We start from the raw sequence: 25,646 nt of genomic DNA on the forward strand, positions 1-25,646 counted from the left end.
TGTCGCGTTGGCGCTCGCAGGAGGCGCAGCACCCTGCGCCGGCGCTTGCGAAGCCGCGGTGTCGAGCGTGGCCAGCGTCTGACGCAGCACCAGCAGCGCTGCCTTCAGGTCCGGCGTCGAGCCGGACGACTGAGCTGCGCCCGCGGCGAGCGAGGCCTCGAGGAACAGCCCGGATTTCTGGAAGGCGGATTCGATGTCGGGTCCATCGAGCCCGACATTGAGCGGCGTTTGCTGCGCCAGCACGTCCAGCACCGCCTGCTTCAGTCCCGCCGGTAGATCGCTGCCGGTCACGACGGAGGCCAGATTGGCGAACAGCGGCGCCTGGCTGCCCTGCTTGGCCGCGGCCTCGGCCGAGGCCACGGTTACGGCGACCTGCTCCGATGGGGTCAGCGTGTTGCGTGGCACATCGACCGATGGCGCAAGCGGCGGGCTCTCCACCAGCGAGGCTGCACGCGGCGTCAGCGTGACCTGATCGGCCGCCGCCTCGCCTGCCCCGTTGACGACGGCGAGCCGGATCGTGCCGTCATTCTGCGACACCGCGAGCTGGAGGTTCTGGCCCGGCGACAGCGCCACTTCCGACATCACGTCGAGGGAGAGGTTTGCGATCGCGATCCGCACCAGATTGTCGGCGAGCACGCTGACGACCTTGGCGTCGACGACGCCGCCGGCCTGAAGCACAAGATCAGGCGTCGCCGCATCAGCCACAGGGCTGGCGGCACTGACCGGAACGATCGAGCTTATCGGCGTCGGCATCTCAGGAGGGCCCGCGGAATGCTGGCCCTACCCTAAGGCCGCCGTCGTAAACCTCTCGTTAAGGACCCTTTGGCCGCGGGCGGCTTCACGGCGGCCAACACCGCCACGGCGGCCTCGAAATCCCTCAGGCGAGTGGCCCGGCGCACTGCCGCTTCCTCGTCCACGCCCCATTGGTCGGCGTTCCAGTCCTCATCGACATGGGCGGCGGCCCAGACCTGGCCGGCATCGCGCACGCCGTGGGCCAGCGCCAGCGCCAGCAGCGCCGAGCCGGTCAAGGTCGTGACCATGTGGAGCGCCGCAACCGACCAGGCATCCCCGGGCAGCGCGGCGCGCGCGGTCTGGATCGCCTCGTCCGGCTGCTTCACATGCATGATGCCCTCGGACAGGATGAAATGCGCCCCCAGCGTCTCCGCCGCCCAGAACAGCACGGGATCCCAATGCGCGGCCTCGCGCGCGACCAGAGCCTGGGGATGGCCGGCGCGGTAGAACAAAAGATCGGTCTGGAAGTATTTTGCGAGATCGTCGCTGACGAGCTCGACGCGATCGACCACGCCCTCGACCACGCTGTTGGCGATCCGTGTCAGCGGCATGGTCACGGGATCGATCGTCTCGCCCTGGGTGGCCCATTCGGAGGCTACCGCATCAGCGAGCGCGCGCGAGGGGATCACCACCTGGCGGCCGGAGGGCGTGCGGATCGGCTTGCCATCGAGCGTGATGGCGAAGCCGCCCTCGGCCTCGGCGAGGCCGGCCTCCTTGTAGAAGCGCTTGCGCTGCGGCGTGCGCGCAGACTGGCGGGCCGCCTCACGCGGATCGAGCGGAGACTGCCCCGCGGCTTCATCGAACAATTCGCGCATCTTGAGTTTCCGGTCTCCGCCGCTGAATGCTAGGCTTTTAAGATAAGACCGGCGGCCGATAAAGCGAGCGGCGGGCATGAGGGAACTTGCGGGCATCGTGGCCCTGTTCACCGGGTTTGGGCTGGCCGCGGCGGAGGCCGGCTTCCGCACCCCGGAATCGCTCGTGCGCAACGTCTATGCCTATTACGGCGAGGGCGCGCCGGAGCTGTCGAAAGGCCTTCCGAGGGATGATGCCACCGCCCGGCAATTCTTCGATCCCAGCCTGCGCAAGGCCTGGAGCGCGCCGAAGGTCGAGCCCTATGATTTCCTGGTGCAGAGCCCGAGCTGGAAGCTCGGCCCAATCGCGATCACCGTTATCAGCAGGCAATACGACAAGACCTATGTCGCGGCGAATTTCGACAATGACGGCCGCCGGGTGACGCTGAACTTCATCCTGGTCAACGGGCCGGAAGGCTGGCTGATCACTGACGTCGAGACCCCGCACGACTCCCTGCGGATGTTTCTCGAGCAGTTCCGGAATTGAGGGGGCCTCTCCTCCGTCATAGCGAGCGTAGCGAAGCAATCCAGAATGCATCCACGGCGGCATTCTGGATTGCTTCGTCGCTCAGTGCAAAATTGCTTTGCAATTTTGTCACGAGCTCCTCGCAATGACGGGGACTAATTTGCGCAACTACGCGGAGAACTGCCCAGTCCTACTCTTCAGGCGCGTTCTCGATCGGATCAAATCTGGATGCGTCGAGCCCGAGCAGATTCCATGACTGCAGCATGTGCGGCGGCAGCGGCGCGGTGGCGTCGATCACGCCGCCGCGCGGGTGCGGAATGACGATGCGGCGCGCGAGCAGATGCAGCCGGTTTTGCAGGCCGCCCGGCAATTGCCAATTCTCGATGTTGAAATATTTGGGATCGCCGACGATGGGATGGCCGATATGTTCCATGTGGGCACGGAGCTGGTGGGTGCGGCCCGTCACCGGCTTCAGCGACACCCAGGTCAGCTTGTTGCCGGCGGTCTCGACCACCGCATAATAGGTCACCGCGTGGCTCGCGCCCTCGTCGCCGTGCTGCGCGACGCGCATGATGGTGTCGTCCTCGCTCTCCTCCTTCGCGAGGAAGGTCGAGATGCGGCCCTGTTTGGGCTTCGGCAGACCCGGCACCAGCGCCCAATAGACCTTTCGCGCCGACCGCGAGCGGAACGCGCCGGTGAGGTGCGAGGCGGCAAAGCGCGTCTTTGCGATCAGCAGACAGCCCGACGTTTCCCTGTCGATGCGGTGCACGAGGCGCGGCTTCTGGCCCTTGGAATCGCGCATCACCTCCAGCATCTGGTCGATGTGCCGCGTCATGCCCGACCCGCCCTGCACGGCGAGGCCGGCGGGCTTGTTGAGGACGAGAACGTCGTCGTCCTCGTAGATCGTCATCTCCTTCAGCGCGGCGAGCGTCTTTTGCGCGGCCTCCGACAGCGGGCCGGCTGCCTTCGGCGTGTCGAGCTTGAGCGGCGGAATGCGGACGCTCTGGCCCTCCTCCAGGCGGTCCTTGCTGTCGACGCGCTTGCCATCCACGCGCAGCTCGCCTTTGCGGACGACGCGCTGGATGTGGGAAAACGACAGGCCCGGAAAGCGCGCTTCGAGGAAGCGGTCGACGCGCATGTTGTTCTCGTCGGCCGTCACGGTCACGGTCTGAACCTTGGTCGGCAGCAACGCTTCGACCGGCTTTGCCGGCGCAGACTTTTCCAGCGCAGCCTTGGGCGCACGCCGCTCGGCGCGCTCGCCCGCAAAGCGCGGTGGTTTCGCACCCAGCTTGGCCCCCGGACGCGGCCCGGGTGTCTTCGCGCTGCGCGCCTTGAACGGGCGCGCTTCCTTGCGCTCATCGCGCGAACGGGGCTTTGGATCGGTTCTTTTGATGCGGCGGCTCATGGATGCCTGCGTACCCTAAAAGCCGGCTGCCGTCACGGCGAAATGGCCGTTTCTAGCGCGAACCGCCCCGCTCCTTTCGCAGCTTGGCCCAATAATCCAGCCGCTTCCTGATCTCGCGCTCGAAGCCGCGCTCGGGCGGGTCGTAGAAGGTCTGGCGGCCCAGGGCTTCCGGGAAATAGTCCTGGCCGGAGAAGGCGTCGGGGGCGTCGTGGTCGTATTCGTAAGCTGCGCCGTAGCCCTCCGACTTCATCAGCTTGGTCGGGGAATTCAGGATGTGCTTCGGCGGCAGCAGCGAGCCGGCCTGCTTGGCGACCTGCATCGCCGTGCCGAAGGCGGTGTAGACCGCGTTCGATTTCGGCGCGGTGGCGAGATAGACCACGGCCTGCGCGATCGCGAGTTCGCCCTCGGGATGGCCGAGGAAATCGAAGGCGTCCTTGGCGGCATTGGCGATGACGAGCGCCTGCGGGTCGGCGAGCCCGATGTCCTCCACCGCCATACGCACGACGCGACGAGCCAGGAACAGCGGATCCTCGCCGGCATCGAGCATGCGCGCGAGGTAATAGAGCGCGGCATCAGGATCGGAGCCGCGCACCGATTTGTGCAGAGCCGAGATCAGGTTGTAATGGCCATCGGCCGATTTGTCGTAGATCGGCGCGCGGCGTTGCAGGATCTCCTGCAATTGCGCGGCGTCGAATATCTCGTCCTTGCGCGCGGCGCGCCAGACCTCCTCGGCGAGCGTCAGCGAGGCCCGGCCGTCACCGTCGGCCATGCGAACCAGCACGGCACGCGCCTCCGAATCGAGCGGCAGCTTGCGGCCCTCGACCTCCTCGGCATGCGCGAACAGTTTTTCGATCGCGGCCGCATCGAGCGAGCGAAACACCAGCACGCGCGCGCGAGAGAGCAACGCCGCGTTGAGCTCGAAGGACGGGTTTTCGGTGGTAGCGCCGACCATGACCACGGTGCCGTCTTCCATGACCGGCAGAAAGGAATCCTGCTGGGCGCGGTTGAAGCGATGCACCTCGTCGACGAACAAGAGCGTGCCCTTGCCCATCTCGCGGCGGGCCCGCGCGGCGTCGAACGCCTTCTTCAGGTCGGCGACGCCGGAGAACACTGCTGAGATCTGCTCGAAATGCAGGTCCGTCGCATCCGCCAGCAACCGCGCCACCGTGGTCTTGCCAGTGCCGGGCGGGCCCCAAAACACCAGCGAGCCGAGCGTGCGCGTCTCCAGCATGCGCGTCAGCGCGCCGTCGGGGCCGAGGATGTGATCCTGGCCGACAACCTCCGAGAGCGCGCGCGGGCGCAGCCGGTCCGGCAGCGGATGCGGAGCCTCTTGATCGAGTCCCGCCGCGGCAAAGAGAGTTGGCGTCTCCTGTGGTCGCTTCATCCGCCGAGCGTGACGTTGATCTGCTGGCCGCTGCGCACCAGCGTGATGCGCCAAATCCGCGGGCGCTCACCGGCGGCCTTCTCGAGGTCGCCGGTCTTGCCGATCTTCTGGTTGTTGACCGCCAGAATGATGTCGCCCTTCTGGAAGCCGACACTCGCGGCCGCACTGTCGCTGCCGAGATCGGTGATCACGACGCCCTCGGTGTCGGCGTCCAGATGCAGCTCATCGGCGACCGCCGGCGTGATCGTCGAGACCTTCGCGCCCTGGAACGGCGAGCGCGCGGTGACGACGAGCTCGTTGCGGCCGCTGTCGGGCGCGGTTTCCAGCGCCACCGTCAGCTTGACCGGCTTGCCGCCGCGCTGCACGTCGATCTGCGCGGTGCCGCCGAGCGGACGCGTCGCGAAGCGGTAGTCGAAGGCGTTGGGATCGTCCACGATCTGGCCGTCGATCCCGGTGATGAGATCGGAGGATTTCAGGCCAGCCTTCGCTGCGGGCCCGTTCTGCACCACGCTCGCAACCAGTGCACCGGTCGGCGAACGCAGGCCCAGGCTTTCAGCGATCTCGGGCGTCACCGCCTGCAGCTTCGCACCAAGCCATGGCCGCTTCACCGCCTTGCCGCCGCTCTTGGCGGAGGCAACGACGACACGGACCATGTTTGCCGGGATCGCAAAGCCGATGCCTTGCGAGCCGCCGGAACGCGAATAGATCGCGGTGTTGATGCCGGCGAGCCGGCCGTTCATGTCGACCAGCGCGCCGCCGGAATTGCCGGGATTGATCGCCGCATCGGTCTGGATGAAGAACTGGTAGTCGGTGATGCCGACCTGCGTGCGTGCCAGTGCCGAGATGATGCCGTGGGTCACCGTCTGGCCGACACCGAAGGGGTTGCCGATCGCCATCACGACATCGCCCACCATGAGCTCGTCCGAATTCGTGAACTCGAGAGCGGGAAACTTCTCGTGGCTGTCCTTGAGGCGCAGCACCGCGAGATCACTGCGGGAGTCCTTCAGCACGATCTCGGCCTCGAACTCGCGCTTGTCCGACAGCGACACCTTGACCTGATCGGCGCCTTCGATGACGTGGACGTTGGTGACGACGAGCCCGGACGAATCGACGATCACGCCCGAACCGAGCGACCGCTGCACCTGCTCCTGCTGCTGGCCCGGCACGCCGAAGAAGCGGCGGAAGATCGGGTCGTCGAGCAGCGGATTGCGGTTCTGCACCACCTTGGCGGCATAGACGTTGACGACCGCCGGCTGCACCCGCTGCACGATCGGCGCATAGGACAGCCGCAGCTCGGCCGGCGACGACGGGACGCGGCGGTCCTGTGCGGCGGCCGGATTGAAGTGGGTCGTAAAGGCTAGGCACAATGCCGTGAGGACGGCGGCGGTCCAGGTCGATCGAAACATTCCTACCTCTCGGAAAAGACGACGGAATATAGGCCCGTTCCCCCGCCAATAGAAGGGCGCCGGGCGGCAATATTCGGCCCCCTTCCAGTGTCTCCCAAATGCAAGCCCGGCGTGCGAAATGGCAATCTGCCTGGGCCGGTGGATTGGCATGATACGCGCCATCTTGCATTCTGGTGCACGGCGGATTCGGTTGCGGCGAATTTGCATCAGCGGGAACCCACGCAACCGGGCGCAGCGTCGCGGGGTAGTCGTCGATCATTCTTAGGCTCTCCGTTGCGACTTGGGGAAGTTCGTCAAACGATGGAGTCATGATGTGAGCAGGACAAGAATTGCAGCCACGGTGATTGGTCTCGCCGGCGCGCTGGCGGCCTCACAGGCCCAAGCCCAATCGGCAAGCAACAGCGAGCAGGAGATCGCGCTCCTGAAGCAGCAGCTGAAGATGCTGGAGCAGAAGCTGGACAAGCTCCAAAGTCAGACCGCGGCGAACACGGCGGCAACGGCGAAAGCCAAGGCTGAAGCAAAGGCCGAAGCAAAGGCCGAAGCAAGATCGGAGGCGAAGGCCGCGATCGCCAGCGCCAATGCGGCGATCCCGGTCAAAGCCCCGGCACCGCCGTCCGGGGTCGTGGTGACGATGCCGAACAACCGGCCGACCATCTGCACCGCGGACGAGCAGAACTGCGTCGCCATTACGAGCCGCGTGCACTGGGATGTCGGCGGTTACAATTATCGTCCCAACACCGCATCGACGTCGCCGCAACAGCTCGACAGCGGCGAGAACCTCCGCCGGGCGCGTATCGGCATCGTCGGCAAGTTCTTTGGCGACTGGAACTACGCCCTGATCTATGACTTCGGCGGCTCGGCCGACGGTTTCGGCGGCGCGGCGCCCGGCTCGCTGCCGGGCGGCGGGACATCAGGCGTCGAAAATGCCTATCTGAGCTACACCGGCCTCAAGCCATTCGGCGGCAAGATGGCGATCGAAGCCGGCATCATGGACCTTGCCTGGACGCTCGACGAATCCACAAGCTCCAACGACATCCTGTTCATGGAGCGTGCTTCGGTTGGCCTCATCGCACAAAATATCGCAGCCGGTGACCTCCGTTCGGCCGTCGGCACCCGGTGGTGGAATGACCAGCTCTGGATGGGGGCCTATGTCACCGGACCGACCACGGGCCAGATCCACTCTGCGTCCAGCGTCTCTCCGCCCGGGACCAGCGAGCAGTATGGCGCGGCCGTCCGTGTCGCCGGCAATCCGATCAACGGTAACGGCTACTCGCTGCATTTCGGTGCCGATGCGGAGTGGCTGATCCAGCCGCCGCGCAATCTGGTGACGCAGGCGCAGACGCTCACGCTCAGTGACCGCCCTGAGCTGCGGATCGATCCGACGACGCTGATATCGACCGGTGCGATCGCCAACGTTTCCGGGGCCCAGGTCTACGGCGTCGAAGCGGCGGGGACCTATGGCCCGCTCATCGCGCAGGGCGAATATTACTGGTTCAATGTCGACCGCACTGCGAATACCGGCCTGCCGCCGTTCGGCGCGCCGAGCCTGAAATTCGATGGCGGCTACGCGCAGGTCGGCTACGCGCTGACCGGCGAAACACGTGCCTACAATCCGGCGGTGGCCGCTTATGGCGGCATCAAGCCGGCGAATCCGTTCTCACTCACCGGCGGCGGCTGGGGTGCATGGGAAATCGCCGGACGCGTGAGCATGATGAACCTGAACGATCAGCTCGCGACGGCGGCCGGCATCGCGGGTGGACGGCAAACCATCTACACCGCCGCGCTGAACTGGTACGTCAACAACAACGTCCGTTTCATGCTGAACTACCTGCATGGCGACATCTCCAAGCAGGCGAGCTCTACCTCCGCGGTGAATGCGGGCTCGAAGTTCGACGCGATAGCTATGCGGACCCAGGTCGCTTTCTGATCTGAAAGTCGCTTTCTGATCTGGCCGCGTTTTGACCTGACATCGCGTTCCGTCGCCGAGACGCAAAAGCCGGGAGCGGCACGACCGCTCCCGGCTTCCTTCTTTCAGGCCGCGCGCTTCGGCAATAGTATCCAAACAGGGACTATATCCCCGAATTTACAGTACTTGCCAAACCGGAGCCAGCGGGACAGTTAGCAGGCCAGGCGCGCATCTGAGCTAACGCGCCATCTGATGGAGACAAGCCATGAAGGCCGTCGGCTACAAGAAGTCGCTTCCGATCGAGGATCAGGATGCGCTGATCGATTTCGAGACCGCGAAGCCCGAGCCCAAGGGGCGCGACATCCGCGTCGCCGTAAAGGCGATCTCGGCCAATCCGGTCGATTACAAGGTGCGCAAGCGCGCCGCCCCGCCCGAGGGCGAGGTGAAGATTCTGGGCTATGACGCAGCCGGCGTGGTCGATGCGGTCGGCCCCGAGGTCACGCTGTTCAAGCCAGGCGATGAGGTATTTTACGCGGGGTCCATCCTGCGCCAGGGCACCAACTCCGAATTCCATTTGGTCGACGAGCGCATCGTCGGCAACAAGCCGAAGTCGCTCTCGTTCGTGCAGGCTGCTGCCCTTCCCCTCACCTCCATCACCGCCTGGGAGTTGCTGTTCGATCGTCTCGGCGCGGTGCCCGGAAAGAGCGTCGATCCGCGCACGCTGCTGATCACGGGCGGCGCCGGCGGCGTCGGCTCGATCCTGATCCAGCTCGCGCGCCGCCTCACCGGGCTCACGGTACTCGCGACCGCGACGCGGCCGGAGTCGCAAAAATGGTGCCTCGATCTTGGCGCGCATGCGGTCATCGACCACGGCAAGCCGATGAAGGAGCAGATCGAGAAACTGAAGCTGCCGCCGGTTGCGCTGGTCGCGAGCCTCACCTTCACCGACCAGCACTACAAGTCGATCGCCGAGCTCATGGCACCGCAGGGCCGGTTCGGCCTGATCGACGATCCGCCGGAATTCGCGATTGCCGCATTCAAGGGCAAGGCGATCTCGGTGCACTGGGAATCGATGTTCACCCGCTCCTCGTTCCAGACGCCAGACATGATCGCGCAGCATCATCTGCTCAATGACGTCGCCGACCTCATCGACAAGGGCGTCTTGCGCACCACGCTCGGCCAGACCTTCGGCACGATCAACGCCGCCAACCTCAAGCGCGCGCATGCGCTGCTCGAGAGCGGCAAGTCGCGCGGCAAGATCGTGCTGGAGGGGTGGTAGGCTAAGACCTCGTAGGGTGGGCAAAGGCGCACTTGCGCCGTGCCCACCATCCTCACGAGGCGCCAGTCGAAATGGTGGGCACGCTCCGCTTAGCCCACCCTACGGCAGTTACGGTTCCACCACGCCCTCGACGAACATCAGCCGCCGCTCCAGCGCCGTCTGCCGCAGCTTGAGCGCTTCGGCATATTCGACCGATGCGTACCATTCGCGGGCGCGGGCCATCGATGGAAATTCCACGATGATGATGGTCTTTGGCGACGGGCCGCCCTCCACCACCTCCGTGGCGCCGCCGCGGGCGAGGTAGCGCCCGCCATATTGAGCAATGGTTTGGGCGGCCAACGCGCGATAGGCCTCCATCGCGGCTGTATCGCGGGTCTCGACCTCGGAGATCACATAGGCCGGCATGCGCGGACCTTAGGCAATTGTGTTGACGATGCCGCCCTCGACCCGCAGCGCCGCGCCGTTGGTCGCGGATGCCTCCTTCGACGCGACATAGACCACCATGTTGGCGATCTCGTCGACGCTGGCGAAGCGCTGGATCAGCGAGCTCGGGCGATGCTGCTTGACGAAATTGGCCGCGGCCTCGTCCACCGATTGCCCATTCTGCCTGGCGAGGTCCTTCACGAAGGTCTCGACGCCTTCCGACATGGTCGGACCCGGCAGTACGGAATTGACGGTAACGCCGGTGCCGCGGGTGAGCTGCGCGAGGCCACGCGCGACCGAGAGCTGGGCCGTCTTGCTCATGCCGTAGTGAATCATCTCGACAGGAATGTTGAGGCCGGATTCAGATGAGATGAAGACGATGCGACCCCAATTGCGATTAAGCATGCCCTTCAAGTAAGCGCGCGACAGCCGCACGCCGCTCATGACGTTGACCTCGAAGAAGCGGCTCCAGTCCTCGTCCGGGATCTCGAAAAAGTCTTTTGGCTCAAAGATGCCGGCATTGTTGACGAGAATGTCGACGTCAGGGAGCGCCGCCACAAGCGCCTTGCAGCCTGCCGCGGTCGAGACGTCGGCGGCGATGCCGCGCACCTTAGCCCCCACGCCCTCCAGCTTGCGCACGGCCGCGTCGACCTTGTCCTGGCCGCGGCCGTTGATCACGACGCTCGCACCCGAGCCGGCAAGGCCCTTTGCGATGGCGTGGCCGATGCCGGCGGTCGAGCCGGTCACGAGTGCGGTCTTTCCGGAAAGGTCGATCTTCATGCGTCATCTCCATTGATGCTGACGGAGATATCGTGCGCAGCTCAGGCTGTCGCAATCGCCGCTCACCAATCAGTGAGGCAAACAGAAAGCGGCGCCCGAAGGCGCCGCTTTCAAGATTCTAGGAAAGGCTCTCGCCACTTCCGTTTAGCGCACCTGCGCCGCTACTTGATCTGAGCGGCGACCTGCAGCGCCTTCCAGTCGAATTTTTCGGCGAGCGCCAGCGCTTCGTCCTCGGTGATGCCTTCAAAGGTAACGCTGAACAAGGCGTCCTTGCTCAACGACACGATGAGCGAGCCGGACTTCTCCGGGATATTGTAATTCTTGAGCACCGGCATGCCGTGCATCGTCGCTGAAATCACGTGACCTTCTGATGTCTGAAGGTTCATCCCGCCCTGGATCGGCGGAATGGCTCCGGTAGCGCCCTGCCCGATCAGGACAGAGGCATGCACCTGCGCCGAACCGCGCTCGTAGTCGCGCGTTGCCGTGGTCATGTTCGTGTCGGACATCTGCATCGACATGCCTTCCGGCTTCTTGCCCTGCCATCCGTTCAGATCAATCAAGAGCGGCAGGAAGCGTTGAAACGGCTGGTCGGCGCGTGCGGTCGAAAGTGGCCACAAGGCCGACAGCGCCACAAAAAAAACAAAGAGCCCAGTATTGCGGCTTAACAAATTTTCTCAATTCTCACCTCCATTGGTCTAAAGCGCGATGACTTTGAAATGAATCATCGTCGCGCTTTAGCTTGTGTTTGAGCATGATCTCCGCGCAACCGCTTCGCGTTTGTCGCGACGGGAAGCACTGCACGCTTTGCGCTAATGCGGCCCTTCGGGTCTGGATCATGCTCCAGGCCTCCATAGCAAGCTGTCATGATGCTAGGAAGCCCGGCTTGAACGTGCGAATGCATCGGCCCGAGACCAAAAAAAAAGCGGCGCACCGGGCGCCGCTTTCTCTAACTCTATACCGGTCGGCTTATGCCGCTTCGGCTTCCTTCTCGTGGGTCGGACCGGAGTCCTGGCCCTTGGCATCGACGTCGCGATCGACGAACTCGATTACGGCCATCGCGGCGTTGTCGCCGTAACGGAAGCCGGCCTTGATGATGCGGGTGTAGCCGCCCTGGCGGTCCTTGTAGCGGGTCGCCAGCGTGTCGAAGAGCTTCTTGACCATGTCGACATCGCGCAGCTCCGAGATCGCCTGGCGGCGCAGCGACAGACCGCCCTTCTTGCCGAGGGTGACGAGCTTCTCGACGATCGGGCGCAGCTCCTTGGCCTTCGGCAGCGTGGTGACGATCTGCTCGTGCTTGATCAGCGCAGCCGCCATGTTGGCGAACATCGCCTTGCGGTGCTCGGCGGTGCGGTTGAGCTTCCGATGAACCTTGCCGTGACGCATGTGAGTAGTCCTTACGTTAAAACTGCCGCGACGGTTCGTCGGACATGTTGCTCAGGTGGGCTGCCTGCGTTCGCCCGCGAAAGCGCGAATGCGCTTTCGCCTCTTTGTTAGAGCATGATCCTCATCGGAAAACCGCTTCGCACTTTGCGCTAGCGCGGCCCTTCGGGTCCGGGATCATGCTTGCGCTCAGTAGTGATCCTCGAAGCGCTTGGCGAGTTCGTCGATGTTCTCCGGCGGCCAGCCCGGCACTTCCATGCCGAGGTGCAGACCCATCTGGGCCAGCACTTCCTTGATCTCGTTCAGTGACTTGCGGCCGAAGTTCGGGGTGCGAAGCATTTCGGCTTCCGACTTCTGCACGAGGTCGCCGATATAGACGATGTTGTCGTTCTTCAAGCAGTTGGCCGAACGCACCGACAGCTCGAGCTCGTCCACCTTCTTGAGGAAGGCCGGGTTGAAGGCGAGGTCCGGGATGATCTCCTGGGCGACTTCCTTGCGCGGCTCTTCGAAGTTGACGAACACGTTGAGCTGATCCTGCAGGATGCGCGCGGCGTAGGCCACGGAATCATCCGGTGTCAGCGCGCCGTTGGTCTCGATCGTCATGGTCAGCTTGTCGTAGTCGAGGATCTGGCCCTCGCGGGTGTTCTCGACCTTGTAGGAAACCTTGCGGACCGGCGAGTACAGGCTGTCGACCGGGATCAGGCCGATCGGCGCGTCCTCGGGACGGTTGCGCTCGGCGGGCACGTAACCCTTGCCGGTTGCGACCGTGAACTCCATCCGGATCTCCGCGCCCTCGTCGAGGGTGCAGATCTGAAGGTCCGGGTTGAGCACGGTGACGTCGCCGACGGTCTGGATGTCGCCGGCGGTGACGACGCCCGGGCCCTGCTTCTTCACGACCATGCGCTTGGGGCCTTCGCCCTGCATCTTGATCGAGATGTCCTTGATGTTGAGCACGATGTCGGTGACGTCCTCCCGGACGCCCGCGATCGAGGAGAACTCGTGCAGCACGCCGTCGATGTGCACCGACTGCACCGCCGCGCCCTGGAGCGAGGAGAGCAGGATGCGGCGCAGCGCGTTGCCGAGCGTCTGGCCGAAGCCACGCTCGAGCGGCTCAGCGACGATGGTCGCAAAACGGGCCGGATCGCTGCCGGGCTGTACCTGGAGCTTGTTCGGCCGAATCAGTTCTTGCCAATTTTTCTGGATCGTCACTGTTTCACCCATACAGGCCAGTCAATTTGACAGTTCAAAATACTGGCGTTGGAGAAAGGCCGCAGATCATTCCCGCGGCTTCGCAAAAAGTCATTGCGGGCGCCGATGCGCCCGCAACTTGGTATCAAACGCGCCGACGCTTGCGGGGACGGCAACCGTTGTGCGGGATCGTGGTCACGTCGCGGATCGAGGTGACGGTGAAGCCCGCGGCCTGGAGCGCGCGGAGCGCCGACTCGCGGCCCGAACCGGGACCGGCGACTTCGACTTCCAGCGTGCGCATGCCGTGTTCCTGCGCCTTCTTCGACACGTCCTCGGCGGCAACCTGCGCGGCGTACGGGGTAGACTTGCGCGAGCCCTTGAAGCCCATCGTGCCGGCGGAGGACCAGGCAATCGTGTTGCCCTGCGCGTCGGTGATGGTGATGGTCGTGTTGTTGAACGACGAGTTCACGTGCGCGACGCCGGAGGCGATGTTCTTGCGCTCACGACGACGAACGCGGGTGGCTTCCTTGGCCATTGACTACCTTTCCTGGAGATCTCAAACGCCGCCGTAACGCCAGCGGCTACACCTGTGGAACGAAAGGCGCGTGGCGAACGGGTCATCCCCTTTCGCCACACGCCGCGATTGGATTCGAAAACTTACTTCTTCTTGCCGGCGATGGCCTTGGCCGGGCCCTTGCGCGTACGCGCATTGGTGTGGGTACGCTGACCGCGCACCGGCAGACCGCGACGATGACGCAGGCCGCGATAGCAGCCGAGGTCCATCAGACGCTTGATGTTCATGCCGACCTCACGCCGCAGGTCGCCCTCGACGAGATAGTCGCGGTCGATCACTTCGCGGATCTGCAGCACTTCGGCGTCGCTGAGCTGATTGACGCGACGATCCTCGGGAATCTTCACCTTCTCCAGGATCTCACCGGCGTTCTTCGCGCCGATGCCATGGATGTACTGGAGCGCGATCAGCACGCGCTTGTTGGTGGGAATGTTCACGCCGGCAATACGGGCCACGGCCTTCTCTCCTGTTGCCAATCCCTCGTCAGGAATCGGGCTTTAAGTGCTTGCTTTCTCGGGCAGGTGTTCACAAACGCGAACACGACGCCCACCCCCCGGTCTTCCTGGGGCCCGGCATCGTCTGAAACTATCCGACTTGGATGCGGGGCTTATTAAGGGATTCCGGGGGCTTCCGTCAACCGCTGCTAGCGCCTGGCTCGCTTTTTCGTGACCTTTTTTGCGGCCTTTTTGGCACCTTTTTTGACAGCCTTCTTGGCGGTCTTTTTGGCCGCCTTCTTTGCTGTTTTCTTGGCGGTTTTCTTGACGGTTTTCTTGGCTGCCTTCTTGCTACCCTTGGCGGCCTTCTTGGCGGCCTTTTTCGCGGATTTGGTGGCCATTTTGGTCGTTTTCGCCAGCTTTTGGGCCGTTTTCTTCGCGGCCTTGGTCTTTTTGGCAGGCGCAGCCTTGGCTGCGCTCCGGGCATGCGTTTTGGGCTCGACCGCCCCGAGCGCCAGGAGCTGGCGATGGATGGCGCGGGTGACCTCGTCGATGGCCATCATGCCGTCGATAGTCGAGAGCTTCCGCCGCTCGGAATAGTAGTGAATCAGCGGTTCCGTCTGGTTGCGGTAGCTGGCAAGCCGCTTGGTCAGGACCTCCGGGGTGTCGTCGACCCGAACCTCCTCCCCGCGCTCCCGCATCTGGGCGACGCGGGTCTCGACGCGACTCAGAAGCGCGCTTTCGTTGACGCGCAGCTCGATCACCGCATCGAGCTTGAGGTGCTTGTGCCTGAGCAGTTCGTCGAGCGCCTCGGCCTGCGGCACGGTGCGCGGGAAACCGTCCAGGATGAAGCCGTTCCTGGCGTCTGGCTGGTCGATCCGGTCGGAGATGATTCCGACCACGACCTCGTCGGGCACGAGGCCGCCGCCGGCCATGATCTCCTTGGCCTTGAGTCCGACCGGCGTTCCCGCCGCAACGGCTGCGCGCAACATCTCGCCGGTCGAGAGCTGGACGATGCCATAGCGCTGCACCAGAAGTTGCGCCTGGGTCCCCTTGCCCGACCCCGGCGGCCCCAGAAGTATAATTCTCATTGGCGTACGCCCCCCCCGAATTGGTGAGCGATACGTCGCGCACCTGTGTTTGAAGTTCGAAACAGTGCAAACCATAATCGGCGCCGCACCGCTACCCATATCATAGGGGAGCGAATGGGCGGACGCCAAGAAGGCCTTTGAAATCAGTGACTCGCTGCAGTGAGAGCAGCTCTGCCGATGCGATCGAATGCCTGGATGGTGGCCTCGGCGGGCGCCGCGCGTTGCTCGCGCGGCGAATCGACGGCGCAGTCGCGCCGACATCAGAGGACGCCGCGCTTAGCGGCGGCGGCCCCGCAGCTTCGACTTCCGGATCAGGCCTTCGTACTGATGGGCCAGCAGATAGCCCTGCACCTGCGCCACCGTGTCCATGGTGACGCTGACGACGATCAGCAGCGAGGTGCCGCCGAAATAGAACGGCACCGAGGCGTAGGAGATCAGGATCTCCGGGATCAAGCAGACGATCGCCAGATAGATCGCGCCGAGCACGGTGATGCGCGATAGCACGTAGTCGATATATTCCGCGGTGCGCTCGCCGGGACGGATGCCCGGAATGAAGCCGCCGTGCTTCTTCAGATTGTCCGCAGTCTCGGTCGGGTTGAACACGATCGCGGTGTAGAAGAACGCGAAGAACACGATCAGCGCGAGATAGAGGATTAGGAACAGCGGACGGCCGTGACCGAGCTGCGTGGTGATCCACTGGAACCATTCGGGCCCACTGCCCGCGTTGAAGTTCGCAACCGTCGTCGGCAGCAGGAGCAGCGATGACGCGAAGATCGGCGGGATCACGCCCGAGGTGTTGAGCTTGAGCGGCAGATGCGACGACTGGCCCTCGAACATCTTGTTGCCGACCTGGCGCTTCGGATACTGGATCAGCAGCCGGCGCTGAGCGCGCTCCACGAACACGATGAAGGCGATCACCGCGACCGCCATGATGATGACGACAAGGATCAGGCCGGTCGACATCGCGCCCTGACGGCCGAGCTCGAGCATGTTGGCGAGCGCCGCGGGCAGCTCGGCGACGATGCCGGAGAGAATGATCAGCGAGATGCCGTTGCCGATGCCGCGCGAGGTGATCTGCTCGCCCAGCCACATCAGGAACATGGTGCCGCCGGTCAGCGTGATCGCCGTGGACAGGCGGAAGAACATGCCGGGGTCGCTGACGACGTTGCCGGCGCCTTCCAGGCCCACCGCAATGCCGTAGGACTGGAACGCGGCCAGGATGACGGTAAGGTAGCGCGTGTACTGGTTCAGCGTCTTGCGGCCGGCCTCGCCTTCCTTCTTCAGTGCCTCGAGCTGCGGCGAGACGGTGGTCAGGAGCTGGATGATGATAGAGGCCGAGATGTACGGCATGATGTTCAGCGCGAAGATCGCCATGCGGTGGATGCCGCCGCCGGCGAACATGTTGAACATGCCGAGGATGCCGCCCGCCTGCGAGCGGAACACCTGTTCCCAGATGTTGGGATCGATACCGGGCAGCGGGATGTAGGTTCCGAGCCGGTAAACGAGTAGCGCACCCAGCGTGAACCAGATGCGCTTCTTCAGTTCGTCGGCCTTGGCAAACGCGCCGAAATTGAGGTTGGCTGCCAGTTGTTCCGCTGCTGAGGCCATATTGGACTTTCTCCCGCCGCCTTTTGCGCCGTCGTACCCGCGGCCGGGCTACTTTAGCGGACGCCGGACCTTATCTGGGGCTCGGCTTCGATAAGTCCACGTCCCGCCTGCGTAAAGGCCCGCGAGCCGCGGGCCAATGACGCAGATGTTACGCCGCCTCGCCTTCTTCCTTGGCAGGCGCGAGGATCTTTACCGAGCCGCCGGCCTTCTCGACCGCCGCGATCGCGGTCTTCGAGGCGCCATGGACTTCGATGTTGAGCTTGGACTTGAGCTCGCCGCGGCCGAGCAGCCGCAGGCCACCCTTGGCGCGGCGCAGCACGCCGCCCTTCACCAGCGCTTCGACGTTCACGACGCTGCCGGCGTCGATCTTCTTGGCATCGACCGCTTCCTGGAGCCGGTCGAGATTGATCTCGGCGAACTCCACGCGGAAGATGTTGTTGAAGCCGCGCTTGGGCAGACGGCGATGCATCGGCATCTGGCCGCCTTCGAAACCCTTGATGCGCACGCCCGAACGCGCGGTCTGGCCCTTGCCGCCGCGGCCGGACTGCTTGCCCTTGCCCGAACCAATGCCGCGGCCGACGCGCATACGCTTTTTGCGCGAGCCGGCGTTGTCGGCGATATCGCTGAGCTTCATCGCCCTTCTCCTTGTGTCTTGCGCATGATTATCACCGAAAACCGGTGCCCGCTTTTCGGGATCATGCGCCTTTGCTTACTTCTCGTCGACGATGCGGACGAGATGGTGAACCTTCTCAATCATACCGCGGACCGCCGGGGTATCCGGCAGTTCGCTGGTGCGACCGATCTTGTTGAGTTTGAGCCCGATCAGCGTCGAGCGCTGCGAGTGATGGCGGCGGATCGCGCTGCCGGTCTGCTCGAGCTTGATCGTCTTGCTGGCCTTGGCCATGGGAGTCTACTCCAAAGCTTCCGTTAGTCGGCAGCCGCCTCGGCATCGCCGCCGATACGGCGGGACTGCAGAGTGGACACCTTGATGTTGCGGCGGGCTGCGACCGAACGCGGCGAATCCTGATGCTTCAGCGCGTCGAAAGTCGCGCGCACCATGTTGTACGGGTTCGACGAGCCGATCGACTTCGCCACCACGTCCTGAACGCCGAGCGTCTCGAACACGGCGCGCATCGGGCCGCCAGCGATGATGCCGGTACCGGCCGGTGCGGCACGCAGATAGACACGGCCCGCGCCATGACGGCCGGCGATATCGTGATGAAGCGTGCGGCCCTCGCGCAGCGACACGCGGGTCAGGTTGCGCTTGGCGGACTCGGTTGCCTTGCGGATCGCCTCAGGCACCTCGCGCGCCTTGCCGTGACCGAAGCCGGCGCGGCCCTTCTGGTCGCCGATCACGACCAGCGCTGCGAAACCGAAGCGCTTGCCGCCCTTGACGACCTTGGCCACGCGATTGATGTGGACGAGCTTGTCGACGAACTCGCTGTCGCGCTCCTCGCGCTCCCTGCGTTCACGTCCGCCGCCGCGTTGATCGCGTCCACCACGTTGTTCGCGTTCAGCTGCCATGGTTTTTCCAATCCTTCAGAGGCTTACGCCTCAATCCTCAAATTCTGTTAGAAGCTCAGCCCGCTCTCACGCGCAGCGTCGGCAAGAGCCTTGACGCGCCCGTGATAGAGATAGCTGCCGCGATCGAACACGACTTCCTTGACGCCCTTCTCGGCGGCGCGCTCGGCCAGCAGCTTGCCGACCGCCTTCGCCGCATCGATGTCGGCGCCGGTCTTGCCGCCGTCGCGCATCGCTTTCTCGAGCGACGAGGCAGAGGCCAGCGTCTCGCCCTTCAGGTCGTCGATGACCTGGGCGTAGATGTGCTTGGACGAGCGGAACACCGACAGGCGCGGACGGCCGCCACCGGAGCGGCGCAGCTTCAGCCGCACACTCCGCTTGCGCCGGGCATTCGTAACCTTGGCTTTCGACATGACCGGCTCCGTTACTTCTTCTTGCCTTCCTTGCGGAAGATGAATTCGCCAACATACTTCACGCCCTTACCCTTATAGGGCTCCGGCGGACGATAGGCGCGGATCTCAGCGGCGACCTGACCGACGCGCTGGATGTCGCTGCCGGTCACCGTGATCTCGGTCGGCTTCGGCACGGTGATCGTGATCCCCTCCGGGATCGGATAGACCACGTCGTGGCTATAGCCGAGCGCGAGCTGCAGGTTCTTGCCCTGCATCGCGGCGCGGTAACCGACGCCGGTGATTTCGAGCTTCTTCTCGAAGCCCTTGGTGACGCCTTCGACCAGATTCGCGACCTGGGCGCGAGCGGTACCGTACAGCGCCCGCGCGCGATTGGTCTCGACCCGCGGGTTCACCTTGACCTGGCCGTTCTCGAGCTTCACCTCGACGTCGTCATGGACGACGAACTGAAGCTGGCCCTTCGGCCCCTTCATCTTGACGGTCTGCCCATCGACGGTCGCGGTAACACCCGACGGCACCGCCACAGGCCTTTTGCCAACACGTGACATGGATCAAAAATCCTTCTCAGAACACCGTGAAGAGGACTTCACCGCCCACATTCGCGTCGCGCGCGCTGTGGTCGGCCATGATCCCCTTCGGCGTCGACAACACCGAAATGCCGAGCCCGTTATTGACCCGCGGCAGGTTCTTCACCGAGGCGTAAACACGACGCCCGGGCTTGGAGACACGTTCGATCTCGCGGATGACGGGCTCGCCGTCGAAATACTTCAGCTCGATCTCGATCTCGCTGCGGCCCGAGGAATGCTCGAGCGTGGCGTAGCCGCGGATGTAGCCCTCGGTCTTGAGGACCTCGAGCACGTTCTCGCGCATCTTCGAGCCAGGCGTGGACACCTTGGTCTTGGAGCGCATCTGCGCGTTGCGGATACGGGTGATCAGATCGCTGATTGGATCGTGCGTAGACATCTAAACGACCCTCCTTACCAGCTGGACTTCACGAGGCCCGGGACCATGCCCTTGGAGCCAAGTTCGCGCAGCGCGATACGGGACAGCTTGTTCTTGCGGTAGTTCGAGCGCGGGCGGCCCGACAGCTCGCAACGCAGGCGGATGCGGGTCGCCGACGAGTTGCGCGGCATTTCCGCCAGCTTCAACGTCGCTGCGAAACGCTCTTCCATCGGCAGCTTCTTGTCGGCGATGATCGCCTTCAACCGCTCGCGCTTCGGGGCGGCGTTCTTCACCATCCGCTTGCGCCGGTTGTTCTTCTCGACTGAACTCTTCTTTGCCATGCTTGGCTCCTGGGTATCCGCGTTTGAGAGGCTTTAGCTCAGCGTCTCACTGCCGGAACGGGAAATTGAAAGCGGTCAACAAGGCCCTCGCCTCTTCGTCGGTCTTGGCCGTGGTGCAGACGGTGATGTCCATACCGCGGGCTTCCGTGACCTTGTCGAAGTCGATCTCGGGGAAAATGATGTGTTCCTTGATGCCGAGCGAGTAGTTGCCGCGGCCGTCAAAGCTCTTCGGGTTCAGGCCACGGAAGTCGCGGACGCGCGGCAGCGCAACCGTCACCAGGCGGTCGATGAACTCGTACATGCGGGCCTTGCGCAGCGTGACCTTGCAGCCGATCGGCTGGTTCTCACGCAGCTTGAAGGTCGCGATCGCGATACGCGAATAGGTCACGATCGCCTTCTGGCCGGCGATCTGCGTCAGCTCGGCGGCGGCGGTCTCGGCCTTCTTGCGGTCGTTGACGGAATCGCCAACGCCCATGTTCAGCACGACCTTGTCCAGGCGCGGAACCTGCATGACGTTCTCATAACCGAACTTCTCGGTCATCGCCGTGCGGATCTTCGCGTCATATTCCGCGCGCAGGCGCGGGGTGTAAGCGGCCTCAGCCATCGATCTCAGCTCCCGAGCTCTTGGCGATGCGGACCTTCTTGCCGTCCGCCAGAATCTTGAATCCGACGCGGGTCGGCTTTCCGTCCTTGCCGACATACGCGATGTTGGACAGTTGGATCGGCGACTCCTTCGAGATGATGCCGCCCTCCTGGGCCTGCGTCTGCTTCTGGTGACGCTTGACCATGTTGATGCCGCGCACGAGCGCCGTGCCGGCGTCGGGGCGCACTTCGAAAACTTCGCCGGTGCGGCCCTTGTCGCGGCCGGTCAGCACGACGACCTTGTCGCCCTTGCGTATCTTCGCAGCCATCACAGCACCTCCGGCGCGAGCGAGATGATCTTCATGTGGTTCTTGCCACGCAGTTCGCGCGGCACGGGCCCGAAGATACGGGTACCGATCGGCTCGGACTGGTTGTTGATCAGAACGGCGGCGTTGCGGTCGAAGCGGATGACCGAACCGTCGGCGCGGCGGATGTCCTTGCGGACGCGCACCACGACGGCCTTCATCACGTCGCCCTTCTTCACCTTACCACGCGGAATCGCTTCCTTGATCGAGACGACAATGACGTCGCCGATCGTGGCGTAGCGGCGCTTGGAGCCTCCGAGCACCTTGATACACATGACACGGCGTGCGCCAGAATTGTCGGCCACGTCGAGGTTGGTCTGCATCTGAATCATTGATGCACCTCGTCCTCTTTCTAATTGCGCCAGCCCAGCCGGCGCTCAACATTTCCCTGAAGTCAGTCGGCTAAAGCCAACAGATCAGGCGCTTTTCTTATGTTCGCCTCGGATCACGACCCAGCGCTTCAACTTCGAAATCGGCTTCGATTCCTCGATCCACACCATGTCGCCCGGCTTGAACTCGTTGCTCTCGTCGTGCGCATGATAGTTCTTCGAACGGCGGATCGTCTTCTTGTAGATCGGGTGCGTGAAGCGGCGATCGACGCGCACCACGATGGTCTTGGCTTGCTTGTCGCTGACGACCACGCCCTGCAAAGTACGTTTCGGCATCTTCGTAAGCCTCTTACTTCTTCTTCGCGCGCGTCTGCGCGGCGACGGTCTTGATCCGGGCGATGTCACGGCGGGCCTCGCGCAGGCGCGAGGTGTTCTCGAGCTGCCCGGTAGCGCGCTGGAAGCGCAGGTTGAAGCGCTCCTTCTTCAGGTTCAGGATGGCGTCATCCTGCTGGTCGGGGCTCATCGCGCGGATGTCTTCGATCTTCATCTGTGCCATGGCCATTACTCCGCAATGCGCTCGACGAAGCGCGTCTTGATCGGCAGCTTGGCTGCCGCAAGGGTCAGCGCCTCGCGTGCGGTCTGGGTGTTAACGCCGTCGATCTCGAACAGCACCCGGCCCGGCTTGACGCGCGCGACCCACAATTCCGGCGACCCCTTGCCGGAGCCCATGCGGACTTCGGCCGGCTTCTTCGACACCGGAACGTCGGGGAACACGCGGATCCAGACGCGGCCGGCGCGCTTCATGTGACGGGTCAGCGCGCGGCGAGCGGCTTCGATCTGGCGCGCGGTGACGCGCTCAGGCTCGGTCGCCTTCAGGCCGAACTGGCCGAACGCCAACGTCGCGCCCGAAGTCGCAACGCCGTGGATGCGGCCCTTATGCGCCTTCCGGAACTTCGTTTTCTTAGGTTGCATCATGGCTTCAAGCCCTCAAATTCTTTGTGCTGGCGTCAGGCCGCAGCGTCACGGCGCGATCGGCCGCGATCACCACCGCCACCAGTCTCGCCTTCGGCCATTCTCTTGTCCTGGGCCATCGGATCATGCTCGAGGATCTCGCCCTTGAAGATCCAGACCTTGACGCCGCAGGTGCCGAAGGTCGTGAACGCGGTCGCAACGCCGTAGTCGATGTCGGCGCGCAGCGTGTGCAGCGGCACGCGACCTTCGCGGTACCACTCCATGCGCGCGATTTCCGCACCGCCCAGACGACCCGAGCAGTTGATGCGGATACCTTCCGCGCCGAGACGCATTGCCGACTGCACGGCACGCTTCATGGCGCGGCGGAACGCCACGCGGCGCTCGAGCTGCTGCGCGATCGATTCAGCCACCAGCGTCGCATCGAGCTCCGGCTTGCGGATTTCGACGATGTTGATGACGACATCGGACGACGTGATGTCCGCGACCTTCTTGCGCAGCTTGTCGATGTCGGCGCCTTTCTTGCCGATCACAACGCCCGGACGAGCCGAGTGGATGGTGACGCGGCACTTCTTGTGCGGACGCTCGATCACGATGCGGGCGACGGCCGCCTGCTTGAGCTCCTTGTGCAGGATCTCGCGGATTTTGACGTCCTCATGCAGCAGCTTGCCGTATTCCTGCTTGCCGGCGAACCAGCGGGAATCCCAGGTTCGGTTGATGCCAAGACGCAGACCGATCGGATTGATCTTTTGACCCATCGTTTTCTCCTGCGTCCCTTAAGCCGCTGCTTCGGCTTCGACCTGACGAACGATGATCGTCAGCTGCGAAAATGGTTTGTAGACCCGGCCCGAGCGGCCACGGCCGCGAGCGGCGAAGCGCTTCATCACGAGGCCGTTGCCCACGAAGGCCTGCGCCACGACGAGATCGTCGACGTCGAGGTCGTGGTTGTTCTCGGCATTGGCGATAGCCGATTCCAGGCACTTCTTCACGTCAACCGCGATCCGCTTGCGCGAAAACTGCAGGTCGGCGAGCGCAGAAGACGCCTTCCGGCCGCGAATGAGCTGGGCCACCAGGTTGAGCTTCTGCGGGCTCACCCGCAGCATCCGGGCGACCGCCTTGGCCTCGTTCTCGGCGAGGCTCCGTTCGCGCTTAGGTTTGCTCATCGTTTAAGCCCTCTTGGCTTTCTTGTCGCCGGAGTGGCCATGGAAGGTCCGGGTCGGCGAGAACTCGCCGAACTTGTGACCGACCATTTCCTCGTTGACCGCTACCGGCACGTGCTTCTGACCGTTGTAGACACCAAAGGTCAGGCCGACGAACTGCGGCAGGATGGTCGAGCGACGGCTCCAGATCTTGATGACGTCGTGACGGCCGGACGCGCGCGCGGCATCTGCCTTCTTAAGCAGAGAACCCTCGACGAACGGGCCTTTCCAGACTGAACGAACCATGTCCGGCGTTCCTTACTTCTTCCGCTTGTGGCGGCTTAGGAGAATGAATTTGTTGGTCGACTTGTTGGTGCGGGTCTTCTTGCCCTTGGTCGGCTTGCCCCACGGAGTAACCGGGTGGCGACCGCCCGAGGTACGACCCTCACCACCGCCGTGCGGATGGTCGATCGGGTTCATCGAAACGCCGCGGTTATGCGGCTTGCGGCCCAGCCAACGGTTGCGGCCGGCCTTGCCGATCGAGGTATTCATGTGATCCGGATTCGACACCGCGCCAATCGTGCCGCGGCAACGGCCGTGCACGAGACGCTGCTCGCCCGAGTTCAGGCGGATAATCACGTAGTCCTGGTCGCGGCCGACGAGCTGGGCATAGGTGCCCGCGGAACGGGCGAGCTGGCCACCCTTCCCGATCTTGACCTCGATGTTGTGGATGATCGTGCCGACCGGCATGTTGCCGAGCGGCATGACATTGCCCGGCTTCACGTCGACGTAGTTGCCGGCGACGATGGTGTCACCCACGGCCAGGCGCTGCGGCGCCAGGATGTAGGCCTGCTCACCGTCCTGATACTTGATCAGCGCGATGAAGCCGGTGCGGTTCGGATCGTACTCGAGACGCTCGACGGTCGCGGGGACGTCGATCTTCTCGCGCTTGAAATCCACGGTGCGTAGCGTCTTCTTGTGACCGCCGCCACGGAAACGCACGGTGATGCGACCGGTGTTGTTGCGACCGCCCGAGGAGTGCTTGCCCTCGGTGAGCGCCTTGACCGGCTTGCCCTTGTAGAGGGCCGAACGATCGACCATGACCAGCTGGCGCTGGCCCGGCGTCGTGGGATTGAATTTCTTCAGTGCCATCGTCGTACGACCTTACAGACCGGTGGTGACGTCGATCCGGTGGCCCTCTTCGAGGGTCACGATCGCGCGCTTGCTGTTCGACTGCGAGCCGAGATTGCCGCGGAAGACCTTGGTTTTGCCCTTGCGGACCAGCGTGTTGACGCTCTTGACCTTGACGTCGAACAGCTTCTCGATCGCTTCCTTGATCTGCGGCTTGGTCGCTTTCGCGGCCACCTTGAACAGGACCTTGTTGTGCTCCGAGGCGATCGTGGCCTTTTCGGTCACGACCGGCGACAGGATCACGTCGTAGTGGCGAGGCTCGATGTTCTTCGTCATTTGAAGCGCGCCTCCAGCGCATCGATGGCGGCCTTGGTCAGAACGAGCTTCTGACGGCGCAGGATGTCATAGACGTTGATGCCCTGGATCGGCAGCACGTCCATGTTCGGGATGTTGCGGGCCGCGGCGGCAAAGCCGTTGTTGAGCTCGGCGCCGTCGATGATCAGCGCGTTGGTCAAACCCAGACCCGAGAAGTGGCCGAGCAGCGCCTTGGTCTTGGCGGCTTCCAGCGCGGCCTTGTCGATCACGACGAGATCGCCGTCCTTGGCCTTGGCCGAGAGCGCATGCTTGAGAGCGAGCGCGCGGACCTTCTTCGGCAGGTCGGTGGCGTGCGAACGCACCACCGGACCGAAGGCACGGCCACCGCCACGGAACTGCGGCACGCGAGCCGAGCCGTGACGAGCACCGCCGGTGCCCTTCTGCTTGTACATCTTCTTGCCGGTGCGCCAGATCTCGGCGCGGCCCTTGGCCTTGTGCGTACCGGCCTGGCGCTTGTTGAGCTGCCACTGCACGCAACGAGCAATGATGTCCTGGCGCGGCTCGAGGCCGAAAATGGTGTCGGAAAGCTGGACCGAGCCGGCTTCCTTACCTTCGAGGGTGGTGACCTTCAATTCCAT

The 25,646-nt window shown here is 63.9% G+C and carries 36 protein-coding genes; 3 read left to right on the forward strand and 33 right to left on the reverse strand.

From position 1 onward, the window contains the following. Window positions 1-753 (reverse strand): TP0910 N-terminal domain-containing protein (locus tag AC630_RS45145; protein WP_502691496.1); only part of this gene is annotated, 753 nt, incomplete at its 3' end. A gap of 32 nt (window positions 754-785) precedes the next feature. Next, window positions 786-1,607 (reverse strand): ATP12 family chaperone protein, encoded by an 822-nt coding sequence (locus tag AC630_RS01380; protein ID WP_074116719.1) that lies wholly within the window; start codon window positions 1,605-1,607, stop codon window positions 786-788. 76 nt (window positions 1,608-1,683) lie between these two features. Between AC630_RS01380 and AC630_RS01385 the strand changes: the two genes are divergently transcribed. After that, complete coding sequence (locus AC630_RS01385; RefSeq protein ID WP_074116720.1) at window positions 1,684-2,130, forward strand: hypothetical protein; 447 nt, start codon at window positions 1,684-1,686, stop codon at window positions 2,128-2,130. A gap of 169 nt (window positions 2,131-2,299) precedes the next feature. On the opposite strand, the gene AC630_RS01390 is transcribed toward AC630_RS01385, so the two are convergent. Genes AC630_RS01390 through AC630_RS01400 form a run of 3 tightly spaced genes read right to left on the reverse strand, consistent with a single transcriptional unit; the run spans window position 2,300 to window position 6,304 of the window. Next, complete coding sequence (locus tag AC630_RS01390; protein WP_074116721.1) at window positions 2,300-3,514, reverse strand: RluA family pseudouridine synthase; 1,215 nt, start codon at window positions 3,512-3,514, stop codon at window positions 2,300-2,302. 52 nt (window positions 3,515-3,566) lie between these two features. Then, window positions 3,567-4,898: a replication-associated recombination protein A gene (locus AC630_RS01395; protein WP_074116722.1), complete on the reverse strand. Its 1,332-nt coding sequence runs from the start codon at window positions 4,896-4,898 to the stop codon at window positions 3,567-3,569. After that, window positions 4,895-6,304 carry a DegQ family serine endoprotease gene (locus tag AC630_RS01400; protein ID WP_074116723.1) on the reverse strand — a complete coding sequence of 470 codons (1,410 nt, stop codon included), beginning with the start codon at window positions 6,302-6,304 and terminating at the stop codon, window positions 4,895-4,897. The genes AC630_RS01395 and AC630_RS01400 overlap by 4 nt, the downstream gene beginning before the upstream one ends. Before the next feature lie 313 nt (window positions 6,305-6,617). On the opposite strand from AC630_RS01400, the gene AC630_RS01405 reads away from it, so the two are divergent. Both AC630_RS01405 and AC630_RS01410 read left to right on the forward strand, forming a co-directional pair. Next, the gene (locus AC630_RS01405) at window positions 6,618-8,231 is read left to right on the forward strand and encodes an OprO/OprP family phosphate-selective porin (RefSeq protein WP_074116724.1); all 1,614 of its coding nucleotides are present in this window, start codon (window positions 6,618-6,620) and stop codon (window positions 8,229-8,231) included. 244 nt (window positions 8,232-8,475) lie between these two features. Continuing rightward, on the forward strand, window positions 8,476-9,489 hold the full coding sequence (locus tag AC630_RS01410; protein ID WP_074116725.1) for a zinc-binding alcohol dehydrogenase family protein: 1,014 nt from the start codon (window positions 8,476-8,478) through the stop codon (window positions 9,487-9,489). A gap of 108 nt (window positions 9,490-9,597) precedes the next feature. On the opposite strand, the gene AC630_RS01415 is transcribed toward AC630_RS01410, so the two are convergent. The 28 genes from AC630_RS01415 to rplD form a co-directional block, all read right to left on the reverse strand. Beyond that, on the reverse strand, window positions 9,598-9,894 hold the full coding sequence (locus tag AC630_RS01415; RefSeq protein ID WP_074116726.1) for a DUF1330 domain-containing protein: 297 nt from the start codon (window positions 9,892-9,894) through the stop codon (window positions 9,598-9,600). 9 nt (window positions 9,895-9,903) lie between these two features. Next, on the reverse strand, window positions 9,904-10,692 hold the full coding sequence (locus AC630_RS01420; RefSeq protein ID WP_074116727.1) for an SDR family NAD(P)-dependent oxidoreductase: 789 nt from the start codon (window positions 10,690-10,692) through the stop codon (window positions 9,904-9,906). 161 nt (window positions 10,693-10,853) lie between these two features. After that, complete coding sequence (locus tag AC630_RS01425) at window positions 10,854-11,360, reverse strand: hypothetical protein (RefSeq protein ID WP_245330220.1); 507 nt, start codon at window positions 11,358-11,360, stop codon at window positions 10,854-10,856. Between the two features lie 298 nt (window positions 11,361-11,658). Beyond that, entirely contained in the window at window positions 11,659-12,075 is a 417-nt protein-coding gene (gene rplQ / locus AC630_RS01430) for a 50S ribosomal protein L17 (RefSeq protein WP_074116728.1), read from the reverse strand. A gap of 186 nt (window positions 12,076-12,261) precedes the next feature. Beyond that, window positions 12,262-13,293, reverse strand: coding sequence for a DNA-directed RNA polymerase subunit alpha (locus tag AC630_RS01435; RefSeq protein WP_074116729.1), 1,032 nt, complete (start codon window positions 13,291-13,293; stop codon window positions 12,262-12,264). A gap of 112 nt (window positions 13,294-13,405) precedes the next feature. Then, window positions 13,406-13,795, reverse strand: coding sequence for a 30S ribosomal protein S11 (gene rpsK / locus AC630_RS01440; RefSeq protein ID WP_012045029.1), 390 nt, complete (start codon window positions 13,793-13,795; stop codon window positions 13,406-13,408). 122 nt (window positions 13,796-13,917) lie between these two features. Then, window positions 13,918-14,286 (reverse strand): 30S ribosomal protein S13, encoded by a 369-nt coding sequence (gene rpsM, locus AC630_RS01445; protein WP_074116730.1) that lies wholly within the window; start codon window positions 14,284-14,286, stop codon window positions 13,918-13,920. A gap of 188 nt (window positions 14,287-14,474) precedes the next feature. Then, window positions 14,475-15,356 (reverse strand): adenylate kinase, encoded by an 882-nt coding sequence (locus tag AC630_RS01450; RefSeq protein WP_074116731.1) that lies wholly within the window; start codon window positions 15,354-15,356, stop codon window positions 14,475-14,477. Window positions 15,357-15,632: 276 nt separating this feature from the next. After that, window positions 15,633-16,964: a preprotein translocase subunit SecY gene (gene secY / locus AC630_RS01455; protein WP_074116732.1), complete on the reverse strand. Its 1,332-nt coding sequence runs from the start codon at window positions 16,962-16,964 to the stop codon at window positions 15,633-15,635. A 148-nt stretch (window positions 16,965-17,112) separates the two neighbouring features. Continuing rightward, window positions 17,113-17,598, reverse strand: coding sequence for a 50S ribosomal protein L15 (rplO, locus tag AC630_RS01460; RefSeq protein ID WP_074116733.1), 486 nt, complete (start codon window positions 17,596-17,598; stop codon window positions 17,113-17,115). Between the two features lie 75 nt (window positions 17,599-17,673). After that, complete coding sequence (gene rpmD, locus AC630_RS01465) at window positions 17,674-17,868, reverse strand: 50S ribosomal protein L30 (RefSeq protein WP_074116734.1); 195 nt, start codon at window positions 17,866-17,868, stop codon at window positions 17,674-17,676. Window positions 17,869-17,891: 23 nt separating this feature from the next. After that, complete coding sequence (gene rpsE / locus AC630_RS01470) at window positions 17,892-18,488, reverse strand: 30S ribosomal protein S5 (RefSeq protein ID WP_014494507.1); 597 nt, start codon at window positions 18,486-18,488, stop codon at window positions 17,892-17,894. Window positions 18,489-18,535: 47 nt separating this feature from the next. Continuing rightward, window positions 18,536-18,898 (reverse strand): 50S ribosomal protein L18, encoded by a 363-nt coding sequence (gene rplR / locus AC630_RS01475; protein ID WP_008549238.1) that lies wholly within the window; start codon window positions 18,896-18,898, stop codon window positions 18,536-18,538. Window positions 18,899-18,909: 11 nt separating this feature from the next. Beyond that, window positions 18,910-19,443 carry a 50S ribosomal protein L6 gene (gene rplF, locus AC630_RS01480; RefSeq protein WP_074116735.1) on the reverse strand — a complete coding sequence of 178 codons (534 nt, stop codon included), beginning with the start codon at window positions 19,441-19,443 and terminating at the stop codon, window positions 18,910-18,912. 16 nt (window positions 19,444-19,459) lie between these two features. Next, window positions 19,460-19,858: a 30S ribosomal protein S8 gene (rpsH, locus tag AC630_RS01485; RefSeq protein ID WP_027554158.1), complete on the reverse strand. Its 399-nt coding sequence runs from the start codon at window positions 19,856-19,858 to the stop codon at window positions 19,460-19,462. A 14-nt stretch (window positions 19,859-19,872) separates the two neighbouring features. After that, on the reverse strand, window positions 19,873-20,178 hold the full coding sequence (rpsN, locus tag AC630_RS01490; protein WP_074116736.1) for a 30S ribosomal protein S14: 306 nt from the start codon (window positions 20,176-20,178) through the stop codon (window positions 19,873-19,875). A gap of 46 nt (window positions 20,179-20,224) precedes the next feature. Continuing rightward, window positions 20,225-20,782: a 50S ribosomal protein L5 gene (gene rplE / locus AC630_RS01495; protein ID WP_011088141.1), complete on the reverse strand. Its 558-nt coding sequence runs from the start codon at window positions 20,780-20,782 to the stop codon at window positions 20,225-20,227. Then, window positions 20,775-21,089, reverse strand: a complete 315-nt coding sequence (gene rplX / locus AC630_RS01500) for a 50S ribosomal protein L24 (RefSeq protein ID WP_007603031.1) — start codon at window positions 21,087-21,089, stop codon at window positions 20,775-20,777. The genes rplE and rplX overlap by 8 nt, the downstream gene beginning before the upstream one ends. Next, the gene (rplN, locus tag AC630_RS01505; protein WP_074116737.1) at window positions 21,089-21,457 is read right to left on the reverse strand and encodes a 50S ribosomal protein L14; all 369 of its coding nucleotides are present in this window, start codon (window positions 21,455-21,457) and stop codon (window positions 21,089-21,091) included. Before rplN ends, rplX begins: the two co-directional genes overlap by 1 nt. An 84-nt stretch (window positions 21,458-21,541) precedes the next feature. After that, window positions 21,542-21,790 carry a 30S ribosomal protein S17 gene (gene rpsQ / locus AC630_RS01510; protein ID WP_007603028.1) on the reverse strand — a complete coding sequence of 83 codons (249 nt, stop codon included), beginning with the start codon at window positions 21,788-21,790 and terminating at the stop codon, window positions 21,542-21,544. Between the two features lie 13 nt (window positions 21,791-21,803). Further along, window positions 21,804-22,010: a 50S ribosomal protein L29 gene (rpmC, locus tag AC630_RS01515; RefSeq protein WP_011088144.1), complete on the reverse strand. Its 207-nt coding sequence runs from the start codon at window positions 22,008-22,010 to the stop codon at window positions 21,804-21,806. 5 nt (window positions 22,011-22,015) lie between these two features. Next, window positions 22,016-22,429, reverse strand: coding sequence for a 50S ribosomal protein L16 (gene rplP, locus AC630_RS01520; protein WP_027535296.1), 414 nt, complete (start codon window positions 22,427-22,429; stop codon window positions 22,016-22,018). A gap of 32 nt (window positions 22,430-22,461) precedes the next feature. Then, on the reverse strand, window positions 22,462-23,181 hold the full coding sequence (gene rpsC / locus AC630_RS01525; RefSeq protein WP_074116738.1) for a 30S ribosomal protein S3: 720 nt from the start codon (window positions 23,179-23,181) through the stop codon (window positions 22,462-22,464). 18 nt (window positions 23,182-23,199) lie between these two features. Beyond that, window positions 23,200-23,586: a 50S ribosomal protein L22 gene (gene rplV, locus AC630_RS01530; protein WP_035972800.1), complete on the reverse strand. Its 387-nt coding sequence runs from the start codon at window positions 23,584-23,586 to the stop codon at window positions 23,200-23,202. 3 nt (window positions 23,587-23,589) lie between these two features. Continuing rightward, on the reverse strand, window positions 23,590-23,868 hold the full coding sequence (gene rpsS, locus AC630_RS01535; RefSeq protein WP_074116739.1) for a 30S ribosomal protein S19: 279 nt from the start codon (window positions 23,866-23,868) through the stop codon (window positions 23,590-23,592). Window positions 23,869-23,880: 12 nt separating this feature from the next. After that, window positions 23,881-24,714 (reverse strand): 50S ribosomal protein L2, encoded by an 834-nt coding sequence (rplB, locus tag AC630_RS01540; protein ID WP_074116740.1) that lies wholly within the window; start codon window positions 24,712-24,714, stop codon window positions 23,881-23,883. Window positions 24,715-24,726: 12 nt separating this feature from the next. Then, a complete protein-coding gene (locus AC630_RS01545; RefSeq protein ID WP_008136362.1) occupies window positions 24,727-25,029 on the reverse strand; it encodes a 50S ribosomal protein L23 in 303 nt (100 codons plus the stop codon). Continuing rightward, window positions 25,026-25,646: a 50S ribosomal protein L4 gene (gene rplD / locus AC630_RS01550; protein WP_074116741.1), complete on the reverse strand. Its 621-nt coding sequence runs from the start codon at window positions 25,644-25,646 to the stop codon at window positions 25,026-25,028. Before rplD ends, AC630_RS01545 begins: the two co-directional genes overlap by 4 nt.

The organism is Bradyrhizobium sp. AS23.2, from assembly GCF_001908185.1.
Taxonomy (GTDB): domain Bacteria; phylum Pseudomonadota; class Alphaproteobacteria; order Rhizobiales; family Xanthobacteraceae; genus Bradyrhizobium.